Origin of the sequence: Stenotrophomonas sp. LM091 (assembly GCF_001806305.1) — a bacterium.
Taxonomy (GTDB): Bacteria; Pseudomonadota; Gammaproteobacteria; order Xanthomonadales; family Xanthomonadaceae; genus Stenotrophomonas; species Stenotrophomonas bentonitica_A.
In genome coordinates this window covers 2,647,940-2,660,260 of sequence record NZ_CP017483.1, presented here as the reverse complement: position 1 = coordinate 2,660,260, position 12,321 = coordinate 2,647,940, and the positions used below count along the sequence as shown (strand labels likewise).

Below are 12,321 nucleotides of genomic sequence, written 5' to 3'. Positions count from 1 at the left end.
GGCATGCCGGCCGGACGCGTCTTATTTCCGCTCGGCGGCGCTGGCGTCACGCGGGGCGCGGAACTGGGAGTCTTCGCTCCAGTTCGGCCAGGCGCGCGAGTTGGCCAGCTGGTTGCCCAGCGTGTACAGCACTTCCAGATCGCGCGAGGCACCGGCGAAGGTCCAGTCCGGCTGCCACTCGTCGCCCTGCTGGTGATAGCGCTTGGCGGTGTAGTCATCCGAAGCAGCCTTGCCGGCCGCCACGCCCCCCTCCACCCAGTCCTGGCCCGCCGAGTACGACACTGCCGGCACGCCACGCTTGGCGAACGGGAAGTGATCGGAGCGGAAGAACAGGCCGGCTTCCGGCTTCGGGTCCGGCGTGTAGCGGATGTCCCAGCCCTTGGCGACGTCCTTGAGCTGGTCCAGCAGTTCCAGCTTGGCCGAGCCGTAGATGCCGAAGTCACGCGAGGGGCTGAAGGGCGCCATGCCATCCATGTTGATCAGCGCAACGGTCTTGCCCAGCGGGTACAGCGGGTGGGTGGCGTAGTACTCCGAGCCCAGCAGGCCCTTTTCCTCGGCGGTCACGGCCAGGAACAGCACCGACCGCTCCGGGCGCTTGCCCTTGGCGAAGCCACGGGCCAGTTCGATCAGCGAGGCGGTGCCGCTGGCGTTGTCCAGCGCACCGTTGAAGATGGTGTCACCGTTCGCGTCCGGCTTGCCCACGCCGATGTGGTCCCAGTGGGCGCTGTAGATCACCGTCTCGTCAGGATGCTTGCTGCCTTCCAGGCGCGCGGCCACGTTGTGCGAGGTGATCACCTCGGTCTTGACCGCGTACTTGGCCGAGAAGGTCTCGCCCTTCAGCTCCACCGGCTTGAAATCACGGGTCTGCGCCTGCTTCTTGAGCGCCTCGAAATCCAGGCCCGAACGCTTGAACAGCTCCACCGCCAGATCTCGCTGGATCCAGCCTTCCAGCAGCGGATGCGCCTCGGCCGGGTTGTCGCGGACCACATCGAACATGGTGTTGGTGTTGGAGCCGGCCACGGTGGCCCAGCCGTACGAGGCCGGCGCGGTCTCGTGCACGATCAGCACGCCGAGGGCCCCCTGGCGCGCGCCCTCTTCGTACTTGTAGGTCCAGCGGCCGTAGTAGGTCATGCCCTTGCCGTCGAAGTCGCCCTGGCCGCTTTCGAAATCCGGATCGTTGATCAGCACGACGGCGATCTTGCCCTTCAGGTCCACGCCCTTGAAATCGTCCCAGTTGCGCTCGGCGGCCTTGACGCCGTAGCCGAGGAAGACCAGCGGCGCGTTCTTGATGTCCACCGCGCTGGCCCCGTTCATCGCGGCGCGCACGGCGATTTCCTTGCCCTGGCTCAGCGTCTGGGGCTTGCCCTTGCTGCTCAACGACAGGCTCGGGGTGCCGACGATATCGCCCTTGAGCAGCGGCACGGCCTGGGTCCACAGGCGCTTGCCGTCCTTGAGGTCGCCGCCCGGCTGCAGGCCCGCCGCTGCGAACTGCTTGCTCAGGAAGGCGATGGTCTTCTCTTCACCGGCAGTGGCCGGCGAGCGGCCTTCGTAGGCGTCCGACGCCAGTTCCTTGACGTCGGCGGAGATCCGCGCGCCATCGAATTTGGGGGTGGCGGCCATCAAGGCCGACGACACCGACAACGCCAACAGGCTGATTACCACACGCTTCACGCTGCACCTCATGACTGACCGACAATCGCCCGAGTGTAGGCCAGAGCCGCCGCGCAGTGCAGTGCCGGTCTACACGGCTGCCGCACGGGCCAGCAGCATCGCCTTCTCACGCGCATTGGCGGTCAGCGCGGCCGCACGCTGGAATGCCGCCCGTGCTTCGGCGTGCCGCCCCAGCTGGGCCAGCAGGTCGCCCTGCACCGCAGCCAGCGGCGCATAGTCGCGCAGCCGCGCATCGTCACCGAGTGCGTCGACCAACGGCCATGCGGCCGCCGCGCCCTGGGCCCGCGACAGCGCCACCGCATGGTTCAACGCCACCACCGGCGAGGGCTGGCGCTGTGCCAGCCGTGCGTACAGCGCGGTCATCCGCGCCCAGTCGGTGTCGTCGGCGCGGCGAGCGCGTGCGTGGCACTCGGCGATGGCGGCCTGCAGCGCATAGGGATCGTCACCGCCGCCCAGCGCCACCGCCTGCTGCAGCGCGGCCTGGCCACGGGCGATCTGCAGCCAGTCCCAGCGCGTGCGGTCCTGGTCAGGCAACAGGATCGGCGTACCGGTGGCATCGGTGCGGGCGGCGGTGCGCGAGGCCTGCAGTTCCATCAGGGCGAGCAGCCCCTGCACCTGCGGCCAGGTCGGCAACCGACTGGCGAGCACGCGGCCCAGCCGCAGCGCTTCGTCGCACAGGGCCGGGCGCATCCAGTCATCGCCGGCACTGGCCGCATAGCCTTCGTTGAAGATCAGGTAGACCACCTCCAGCACCGAGGCCAGGCGCTCCGGCAGTGCTGTCTGGCGCGGCACTTCGAACGGGACCTGCTTCTGTGCCAACGTGCGTTTGGCGCGCACGATGCGCTGGGCGATGGTCGGCTCCGGCGCGAGGAATGCGCGTGCGATCTCATCGGTGGTCAGGCCGCCGAGAAGGCGCAGGGTCAGCGCCACCCTCGCGTCGGCGGCCAGCACCGGATGACAGGCGACGAACATGAGCCGCAGCAGGTCATCGCCGATGTCGTCTTCCAGCGCGTCGCTGTCGTCCGGCGCCGGCAATGGCAGCGGCTCCAGCGCGCTGCCGTACTGCGCGTGCTGGCCGGCGACGCGCTGGTGCTGGCGCAGCACATCGATGGCGCGGTTGCGCGCAGTGGTCATCAGCCACGCTCCGGGATTGTCCGGCACGCCCTGGCTGGGCCAGCGCTCCAGCGCGGCCAGCCAGGTGTCCTGGACCAGCTCTTCGGCACGGCCGACATCGCCGCCGAGCAGGCGGGTCAGGCGGGCGGTCACCACTGGCGACTCCATGCGCCAGATCGTCTCCAGTCGTTGCGTCAGTGCCGTATCCATGCGGCCGATCAGAGCACCGGTGCGGCCGGCGCACAAGCCGCACCGCGGCGTGGCATCACCCCGGTTCGCCGTCCATGTGCGCGATCTCCCACAGGTGCCCATCCAGGTCCTGGAAGCCCCGCTGGTACATGAAACCGTAATCGCGCGCCGGCTGCGGCTCGCGGGCACCGGCCTTCAGCGCCTTGTCCACCAGCCCGTCGACCGCCTGGCGGCTCTGCGCCGACAGGCAGGTGATCACCTCGGTCTGGCGGCGCGCATCACTGATCGGCTGGGTCGTGAACTGCGCGAAGAACGTCTCCACCAGCAACATCACGAAGATGCTGTCGCTGATGATCATGCAGGCTGCGTTCTCATCGGTGAAGGTCGGGTTGAAGGTGTATCCCAGGGCGGCGAAGAACGTCTTGGACGCCTCCAGGTCGCGCACCGGGAGGTTCACGAAGATCATCTGCTGCGTAGCGTTGGTCATGTGGATGGTTCCTGTTGAACGAAAGAATCAGGGCTGCTTCATGCAGTTGACCATCCACGGCTTGCCGTAACGGTCGATCAGAAAACCCCAACGGTGGGCCCAGAAGGTTTCGGTGATCGGCATCTTGATCTCGCCACCGTCGGCCAGCGCGTTGAACACGCGCTCGGCCTCCTCGATCGAATCCACATCGATGTTGATCGTGGTACTGCCCTGCCCGTCGGAAGACGGGCCATCGGCGGCCATCAGGATCGCCGACCCAACCTCCATTTGGCTGTGCGCGACGTGGTCCAGTGTCTCCGGCGGCATCTCGCCACAGCCCTCCTGGCTTTCCATGGGCGGCATGTCGCGGTACTTCATTTCAGAGGTGACCTTGCCGCCGAGCACCTGCGCGTAGAAGGCCATGGCGTCATGGGTCTTGCCGTTGAAGTCGAGGAACGGAATCAATTTCATGGGAATGCTCCAGGGGTGCGGGGGGAATCAATCGGCGGTGCCGATCTGGTCGCGCAGACGCTGTTCCTGCGCCTGCAATTCGGGAGTGAAGGCCGCGCCGAAATCCTCGGCACTGAGGATCGGCCGCAGCTCGACCACATCCCCGGCAGCGAACGGTGCGCGCTTGAGCCATTCGGTGGCCTCGTCCAGCGAGCGCACCTGCCACAGCCAGAACCCGCAGACCAGCTCGCGGGTTTCGGCGAACGGCCCATCGATCACCCGCGGCGGCTCGCTGCCGAAGGCCACGCGGCGGGCGCGCGAGGTCGGGTGCAGGCCCTCGCCGGCCAGCATGATCCCGGCCTGGACCAACTGCTCGTTGTACGCGCCCATCGCGCGGATTTCCTGCTCGGTCGGCAATTGACCGGCCTCGGTGGCGGCGGTTGCCTTCACCAGTACCATGACTTTCACGGGGTGCTCCTGTGTGCCAGCCCGGAACCCGGGCCGTTCACTGGATACAACGTGCCAAGGGGATGGAAATCGACACGCACGACGAACTATTTTTTCGTCGCTGAACAGGGCCGCGCTGCGGCGCTGCAACACGCCATGACCGCGGGCTGGGGCATCATGCGGTTTCCCCGCCCACCCTGGTCCGGCCATGCAATTTCTTCTGCTGATCTATATCGACGAAGGCCTGTTGCAGGCCCTGCCCGGCGACGAATACGACCGCCTGATGCATGACTGCCTGCACCACGCCGACCGCCTGCAGGCCGAGGGTACCCTGGTGCTCGCCCAGAAGCTGGAACCGGTGGACAGCGCGCGCACGCTGCGCGTGCGCCAGGGCCAGACCCGCATCACCGATGGCCCGTTCGCCGAAACCCACGAACTGCTGGCCGGCTTCAACCTGATCAACGCGCCCGACCACGCCGAGGCGATGCGCATCGCCCAGCAGTTCCCGTGGTCGCGCTTCGGCAGCATCGAGGTACGCCCGCTGGCCGACATGGACGCCGAACGCGTACGCGTCGGCGCCTGACACCGCTCAAGGCAACAGCGTGATCTTCAGATCGCGCGGGCCGATGGCCTCATTGCCGCTGTAGTCGCGCGCACTGGCCCGCAGGATGTATTCGCCGGCCGGCAGTGCATCCGGTTGCCAGCGTCCGGTCTCGACCAACCCATCGCGCACCGTGTTGGTGACCAGGTAGCGGAACCGGGTGACCGCGCTGCCATGCACGGTGATGCCGCTGTCCGGTGCGTAGGCCACGCGGGTGGCGCTGTCTTCACGCGGCATCCGGTTGAACACGATGTTGAAGCGCGGCTGCTCGTAGCCGGCCAGCGGCTGGCCCTGCGCATCCAGGACCTGGTAGCCGACCTGGTACAGGCCCAGCCGCCGCCGCGGCAGATTGCGGTCCACCTGGTCCCACGCCTCCACCACGATCTGCACGCCCGGGCCTTGGCGCGGGATCGCGACGCGTCCGTCGGCCCCCGCCTTGACCAGCTGGTCCAGGTCGTCCAGCACGGCGACCTCGGTGATGCGCGGCGCGAACGTATCGGCGTAACCGGTGAAGCCCAGTGCCACCGCATTGCGCTCGAAACCACTGGCGCCCACGCTCAGGTGGACATGCGCCATCCGGTTGATGCTGCCCAGGGCTTCGCCGGCGGCGAACCGGGTGCCGCGACGCACGCGGATGCGTTCGAGCTTGCCGTCCTCACCGGACACCTGCTGCCAGCGCGCATCGAACGGCCGATCGCGCGGATCGCGGCCAACCTTCATATGGATGTATTTGAGCCGGCCCAGCGAAAGGCCTTCGGCCTGGCCGCCGACCGACCACGCCGCGAACGGCGTATCGACTTTGCCATCGGCGATCGCCAACACCGGCTGGCCGACATCGCCGCGGATATCGAACCCGCCATGCAGATGGTGCCGACTCTCGCCTTTGAAGTCCCCGCGCACCTCACCCAACGTGCCGACCACTTCGTGCCACCCGTCCTGCGGAGCCAGGGGCCACCGGCCGGCGGTGTCGGGCAAGGGGGCCTCCGGTGCCGGGCCGATCAACGCCGGCGGCGCCGTCTGCCCCGGCCCGAGGGCACGCAGCCGGTGCACGCGGTAGGAGGCGGCATCGGCCAGATAGAGGCCGCCCTCGGCATCCAGCGCGAGTGCGGTGGGCCGCGCAAAGCGGGGCTGCGGCGGTACCCCGGCCAGTGCCAGCTGATGGCCCTGGGCCGAGATCTGCACCACCTTGCCGTTGATGTCGCTGGCGTAGATCACCCCGTCATGGGTCACCGCCAGCGCCATCGGTCCGCTGAGCAGGCCGCCATCGGCGACCCGGGTGCCCAGCGTGCCATCCGGGGCGAGTTGGCGGATCGCGTTGTTGAACAGATCGGCGATCAGCAGGTTGGCGTGCGGATCCAGTGCCAGCGCCACCGGCGTATCCAGCCGGGTGGCCGCACCGATGCCATCGACCAGGCCCGGACGCTCGCCACCGGCGACGGTGTGCACCCGCCCATCGGGTTCGATGACGCGGATGCGGTCGTTGTAGGTATCGGCCACATAGACGCGGCCGCCCGCATCCACCGCCACGCCCATCGGCCCATCGAAGCGCGCCTGGGCGGCCGGGCCATCGACGAACCCCCGCTGACCATCACCGGCCAGCGTGCTTACCGTGCCATCCACCGCGATGCGGCGGATCACGTGGTTGCCGGTATCGGCAACATAGACATTGCCGCCCGCATCCAGTGCGATCCCGGAGGGCGTGTTGAACTGCGCCTGCAGGGCGGCGCCATCGCGCCAACCCTCGCCCTGCCCGGCCAGCGTGTCCACGCGACCGTCGGGATGGACGCGGCGGATGCGGTTGTTGTCGCCGGCATCGGCGATGTAGACCACGCCGTGTGCATCCACGGCCAGGCCGTACGGATCGGCGAAGCGCGCCTGGGCTGCGGGGCCTTCCGTACTGCCGCCCACGCCGTCGCCGGCCAGTACGCTGATCGCCGGCGTCCAGCCCAGGGCCGTCGCCACCGGGCCCGGTGGCGGTGCCGGCGCGGCCGGTTCACGCAGGAAGGTCCAAACCAGCGCCGCCGCCATCAGAGCGGCGATCAGCACCACCATCGTCCATCGTCCGCGCGTCATCGCTGTCCTTGCTGCTGTTCGGGACACGACCTTAGCCGCTCGTGGCGTGCCTGCAAACCCTGCACGCCGGGAGCGCTCATGGTCCACGCGCGCTGGCAGCCGCCCACGCAGCGTGCCGAGGTCAAGGCGGCGGTGAACACAGTGGGCCGCGTGGCGACCCATGCGCGGTACAGCGCGTGACGTTTCGCCCTGGAGCAGCGCCTACTTCGCCGGCGTCTCCACCTTGAACCCCATCGCCTCGCGATAGCGCACATACAGCGCGCTGACCTTCTCCACGTAGGCCAGCGTTTCCGCATACGGCGGCACGCCCTTGTAGCGGGTCACCGCACCGATCCCGGCGTTGTACGCGGCGGCCGCCAGCACGCGGTCGCCTTTGTACCGGCGCAACAACGCCTTCATGTAGCGCGCGCCCCCGCTGATCGACTGCTCGGCCGAGAGCGGATCGGCCACGCCGTACTCGGTGGCGGTATCGGGCATCAGCTGCATCACGCCCTGCGCGCCCTTGGGTGAGATCGCGCCGGCATCGAAACCGCTCTCGGCATGCGCGATCGCACGCAGCCAGGCATCGTCCACGCCGGTGGCCTTGGCCGCCGCCTTGAACTGCTTGGCATGCCGGTTCAACTGCGGCGTGCCGACCTTGCCCAGGCCCTCGTGCGCGGGTTCGCCCGGTGGGGTGGCCACGGTGAATTTCAGGAACACCCGCGAGCCCGGCAGGTTGCGGGTCGAGTAGACCAGTGCACCGTCCTGCTCACGTTCGTACAGGGTGCCGCTGAAGACGCCCATGTTGCCCCACAGGTTGGGGGTCTGCACGGCGTTGTCGTCGATCTGCTGCGGGGTGCACCTGGAGCCGGGCTCGGGTGCCGTGGCCAGGCTGACCGTGTTGCTCTGCACGCAGCGATAGACCGTGCGCGCCGATGCCAGGCCAGGCAGCAGCAACGACAACAGGGCCAACGCGGCAGGCAGGGTCGGATTCATCGAGCTCGGATCGGGGCACGGAAGGGTGCGGCGCGATCATCCGGCCGGGGGCGCGAACCGAAGGTGAATACCGGGCCTGCCGCGCTGGCAGGCCCGGCGCTGACTCAGTGGCGGCGGGCCAGCAGCCGCTTGCCGGCGTAGCCCAGGCCGAGCAGGGCGAACCACAGCGGGCTGATCGCCAGCGCGTACAGCGTGTCCGGCTGCAGGGTCAGCAGCACCAGCACGAAGGCGAAGAAGGCCAGGCACACCCCGCACATCAGCACGCCACCGGGCATCTTGAACGCCGAGACGGCGTGCAGGTGCGGGCGCTTGCGGCGGTAGACGATGTACGAGCACAGGATCAACGACCACACGAACATGAACAACACCGCGGCCAGCGTGGTGACCAGGGTGAACGCGGTCACCAGGTTCGGGATCAGATAGATCAGCATCGCGCCCAGCAGCAGGCACACGCAGGAGAACACCAGCCCCAGCGCCGGCACTGCCGCGCGCGACAGGCGCCGGAACGCGCTCGGTGCGTGCCCCTCTTCGGCCAGGCCATACATCATCCGGCTGGTCGAGAAGATGCCGCTGTTGGCCGACGACGTGGCCGAGGTCAGCACCACGAAGTTGATCAGGCTGGCCGCGGCGGGAATGCCGGCCAGTACGAACAGTTCCACGAAGGGGCTCTTGCCGGGCACCACCTCACGCCATGGGGTGACGGCCATGATCGCGATCAGCGCCAGCACGTAGAACACCAGGATGCGTACCGGGATCGAGTTGATCGCCTTGGGCAGATTGCGCTCCGGATCAGCGGTTTCGGCCGCGGTGGTACCGACCAGTTCGATGCCGACGAAGGCGAACACCGCGATCTGGAAGCCGGCGAAGAAACCGGCCATGCCCATCGGGAACACGCCACCGTCGTTCCACAGGTTGGAGAACGACGCCACGTGCCCGGAGGGGGCGGTGAACCCCCAGGCGACCAGCCCGAAGCCGGTGATGATCAGCGCGCAGATGGCGATGATCTTGATCAGCGCGAACCAGAATTCCATTTCACCGAACAGCTTCACCGTGACCAGGTTGAGGCTGAGCAGCAGGATCACGCACAGCAGCGCCGGTATCCACGGTGCCAGCTCGGGGAACCAGAACTGCGCATACGCGGCGATGGCGATCACATCGGCGATGGCGGTGATGATCCAGCAGAACCAGTACGTCCACCCGCAGAAGAACCCGGCCCACGGCCCGAGCAGGTCGGTGGAAAAATCGATGAAGGATTTGTACTGCAGGTTGGAAAGCAGCAGCTCGCCCATCGCGCGCATGACGAAGAACAGCATCGCGCCGATGATCAGGTACACCAGCACGATGGACGGACCGGCCAGGCTGATGGTCTTGCCCGAGCCCATGAACAGACCGGTGCCGATGGCACCGCCGATGGCGATCAGCTGCAGGTGGCGGTTGGAGAGGCTGCGCCGGAGGTGTTCCGGCGGGACGGCAGGATCGGTCATGGGGCAGCGTCGGCAGGGGCGAAGCGTCCGAACATAGACCTCCGCGAGGCGTTGCGCCAGTCGCCATCGGGCCGTTCGCGGGGGCCGTGGCCGGGCACTGCCCGGGGCGATGACGTGACGGATTCACCTCGCTCCACCGCGCGTGATGCCGGCAGGGCGATGGCGCCCCCGCCGGATGGTTCCAATCCCTGCCCGCTGATGGTCATATAGGGCTCCGCCAGGGCATCGAGGTCTGCTTGAACCGCGCCAGGATCATTGCCGCCACCGTAGTGCTTGCCCTGCTCGGCGCCCTGGTGCCGATCGCCACCGTGTTCTATTTCACCTGGAGCCGCGCCAGCGAATCCGAGCAGGTGCGGCTGCAGACCACCGCCGAGCGCACCCTGCAGCGCGCGCACCGCGCCTACGAGACGGCGCTGGCCACCCTGCGCGAGCTCAACCAGAGCACGTTGGCACCGTGCTCGCCCGAGCACCTGCAGCTGATGCGCAGCCTGGTGATACGCACCCACTCGGCCGAACAGGTGGGCTATTTCGAGAACGGCCGGCTGGCCTGCACGTCCTGGGGCCCGATGGACGCGCAGATCATCCAGCGCCCGCCGGCCTATGTCACCGCCGAAGGCGCGGGCATCACCCTGGACGTGCGGCCGCTGGCAGGCACTCCCCAGCAACCGCTGCTGGCCCTGCAACTGGGACGCTACGACATCCTCATGGACCCGGCCCGGCTGGTCGACGTGATCGTCGACCCGAACGTGCGCCTGGCGGTGGCCAGCCCCGATGGGCGCCTGATCGCCCAGCAGGACATCCCCGACGAGGCTTTGCTGCAGCGCCTGCTGCGTGAACCGGCCAGCGGCCTGGAAGGCCAGACGCTGTATGCCAGCGCGCAGGACCAGGAGTGGCTGGCGATCGCCATGGCGCCGCGGACCGATCTGGTCGCCGCGTTCCGCCACCAGATCGGGCAGTTCATCCCGTTGGGCGTGCTCGGCGCGCTGGCGATGATCGGCGGCGTAGTGTGGCTGTCGCGGCGCCGGCTGTCGCTGCGAGGCGAGCTGGCCACGGCGGTGCGCCGGCGTGAGTTCTTCATGCACTACCAGCCCATCATCGAACTGGACACCGGCATCTGCGTGGGCGCCGAATCGCTGGTGCGCTGGCGCCGTGCCGACGGCACGCTGGTGCGGCCGGACCTGTTCATTCCGCTGGCCGAAGAGGCCGGCCTGATCGAAGCGCTGACCGACCAGGTCATCGACCATGTGATCACCGACATGCGCGAGCTGCTGGTGCAGGACCGCACCGCCCACATCGCGATCAACCTGGCCGCCGAGGATGTCAGCAGCGGCCGCGCGCTGAAGGTGCTCTCCAGCAAGTTGCACGGCACCGGCATCCACCCGCAGCAGATCTGGCTGGAGGCCACCGAGCGTGGCTTCATCGACGTCCGCCGCGCCCGCACCAGCCTGGCCAATGCGCGGCGGCTGGGGCACTGCGTGGCGATCGATGATTTCGGTGTCGGTTACTCCAGCCTGCAGTACCTGCAGCAGCTGCCGCTGGATGCATTGAAGATCGACAAATCCTTCATCGATGCGATCGGCACCGACAGCGCGACCAGCCCGGTCACCTCGCACATCATCGACATGGCCAAGACCCTTGGCCTGTTCACCGTGGCCGAAGGCGTGGAAACCCCGGCGCAGCTGGCCTATCTGCAGGCGCGCCAGGTGGAGTTCGGGCAGGGCTGGCTGTTCTCCAAGGCGCTGGCCCCGGCCGAATTCATGGCCTTCCACCAGCAGCGCAAGCAGCAGTACGGCCAGGCACGCGAAAACATGCAGAACCCCAACAGCGATGCCGTGGCCTGAGCCGGCGCATCATTCGCCCTCGAGCCCGGCCAGCGTCATCACCCATGCCGGCACCGGCGGCTCGCCTGCGTAGAAGGCCTGCGGTTTGTTTTCCGCCATCGCCCAGCGCTGGATCCAGCTGATGCCACCGGCGCCGTTGTAGCCATCGGAATGCTGATAGGCCGGATCCTGCAAGGCGGCCTCCAGCGAGATGAAGCGATAGCCCCGCCGGCGCGTGGCCGCAACCAGCTCCTCCACGCAGTCGGCACTGAGCGCGTTGGCATGGATCAGCCACACCTGCGCCGGCAGCCGGCCCAGCAGCTGCTGGCCCTGCTGTTCGTAGTAGTCCAGTTTCTTGAGCATGTACGGCACGTAGCCACGGCGCAGCTGGCGCAGGCGTACCTCGCGCGAGACAGGATCGGTGTCGGTATCGCGCACATGATCGTAGGCGAACGCCCAGATCCACTCGCTGTTGTCGACCGTGACCGGTGCGACCCGATACCCGTGCTGCTGCAGGAACTCCCCGAGCGCCGCGCGTTCGTGCGGCGACTGCCCGGCACGCAGGTAAGGATGCCGGAACCAGCGCGGCGCCTGCCCGGTCTCGGCCAGCAACGGACGCAGCGTCACCTCGCCGCGCAGGATGTCCTGCTCGTAGGCAGCCAGCCCGATCGCATGCAGGTCGACATGCCCGTAGGTGTGGTTGCCCAGCTCAACGCCGGCATCGCGCCAGTCGCGCAGCATCTGCACCCGCGCGGGTTGCACCTGCCCATCCACCTCCAGTTTGACCTCGTTGACGAAGCCCACCACCGGCACGTCGGCCCGCTTCAGGGCCGCGATCAGCCGCGCGTGCCAGGCGGCAAGCTCGGGCTCGGCGCGTTCGTCCAGGCGCTGCCAGGGCAGATCATCGATGGTCAGCGCGATGCGCCGCTCCGGCGCCGCCGCGTGGGCGATGCCGGCCAGGCACAGCAGTGCCAGTACAGCACTTCGAAGAACTCCCTTGCGCACCCGCTGCTCCCATCGCGATACCCGGCC

11 protein-coding genes are annotated in these 12,321 nt (G+C 68.2%); 2 read left to right on the top strand and 9 right to left on the bottom strand.

Going from position 1 to position 12,321, the window contains the following annotated elements; genetic code table 11:
- Positions 1-21: 21 nt before the first annotated feature.
- The 5 genes from BIZ42_RS11570 to BIZ42_RS11550 all read right to left on the bottom strand — a co-directional run bounded on the left by BIZ42_RS11570 (position 22) and on the right by BIZ42_RS11550 (position 4,357).
- Complete coding sequence (locus BIZ42_RS11570) at positions 22-1,671, bottom strand: M28 family metallopeptidase (protein WP_046272899.1); 1,650 nt, start codon at positions 1,669-1,671, stop codon at positions 22-24.
- Between the two features lie 69 nt (positions 1,672-1,740).
- Positions 1,741-2,994 carry a sigma-70 family RNA polymerase sigma factor gene (locus BIZ42_RS11565; protein WP_070427520.1) on the bottom strand — a complete coding sequence of 418 codons (1,254 nt, stop codon included), beginning with the start codon at positions 2,992-2,994 and terminating at the stop codon, positions 1,741-1,743.
- A 55-nt stretch (positions 2,995-3,049) separates the two neighbouring features.
- A complete protein-coding gene (locus tag BIZ42_RS11560; RefSeq protein ID WP_070426526.1) occupies positions 3,050-3,460 on the bottom strand; it encodes a VOC family protein in 411 nt (136 codons plus the stop codon).
- Between the two features lie 27 nt (positions 3,461-3,487).
- Positions 3,488-3,910, bottom strand: a complete 423-nt coding sequence (locus BIZ42_RS11555; RefSeq protein WP_070426525.1) for a VOC family protein — start codon at positions 3,908-3,910, stop codon at positions 3,488-3,490.
- Positions 3,911-3,937: 27 nt separating this feature from the next.
- Positions 3,938-4,357, bottom strand: a complete 420-nt coding sequence (locus tag BIZ42_RS11550) for a YciI family protein (protein WP_019185730.1) — start codon at positions 4,355-4,357, stop codon at positions 3,938-3,940.
- A gap of 187 nt (positions 4,358-4,544) precedes the next feature.
- Here BIZ42_RS11550 and BIZ42_RS11545 point away from each other — a divergent pair, with 187 nt between their 5' ends.
- A complete protein-coding gene (locus BIZ42_RS11545; RefSeq protein WP_019185729.1) occupies positions 4,545-4,919 on the top strand; it encodes a YciI family protein in 375 nt (124 codons plus the stop codon).
- Positions 4,920-4,925: 6 nt separating this feature from the next.
- Here the strand turns inward: BIZ42_RS11545 and BIZ42_RS11540 are convergent, their stop codons facing one another.
- The 3 genes from BIZ42_RS11540 to cycA all read right to left on the bottom strand — a co-directional run bounded on the left by BIZ42_RS11540 (position 4,926) and on the right by cycA (position 9,469).
- Positions 4,926-6,965 carry an SMP-30/gluconolactonase/LRE family protein gene (locus BIZ42_RS11540; protein ID WP_335743730.1) on the bottom strand — a complete coding sequence of 680 codons (2,040 nt, stop codon included), beginning with the start codon at positions 6,963-6,965 and terminating at the stop codon, positions 4,926-4,928.
- 246 nt (positions 6,966-7,211) lie between these two features.
- Positions 7,212-7,985 carry a lytic transglycosylase domain-containing protein gene (locus tag BIZ42_RS11535; protein WP_070426523.1) on the bottom strand — a complete coding sequence of 258 codons (774 nt, stop codon included), beginning with the start codon at positions 7,983-7,985 and terminating at the stop codon, positions 7,212-7,214.
- 104 nt (positions 7,986-8,089) lie between these two features.
- On the bottom strand, positions 8,090-9,469 hold the full coding sequence (gene cycA / locus BIZ42_RS11530; RefSeq protein WP_070426522.1) for a D-serine/D-alanine/glycine transporter: 1,380 nt from the start codon (positions 9,467-9,469) through the stop codon (positions 8,090-8,092).
- A gap of 236 nt (positions 9,470-9,705) precedes the next feature.
- Here cycA and BIZ42_RS11525 point away from each other — a divergent pair, with 236 nt between their 5' ends.
- Positions 9,706-11,310, top strand: a complete 1,605-nt coding sequence (locus BIZ42_RS11525) for an EAL domain-containing protein (protein ID WP_070426521.1) — start codon at positions 9,706-9,708, stop codon at positions 11,308-11,310.
- A 9-nt stretch (positions 11,311-11,319) separates the two neighbouring features.
- Here BIZ42_RS11525 and BIZ42_RS11520 read toward each other — a convergent pair whose 3' ends face one another.
- Entirely contained in the window at positions 11,320-12,294 is a 975-nt protein-coding gene (locus BIZ42_RS11520; RefSeq protein WP_070426520.1) for a polysaccharide deacetylase family protein, read from the bottom strand.
- Between the last annotated feature and the right edge of the window lie 27 nt (positions 12,295-12,321).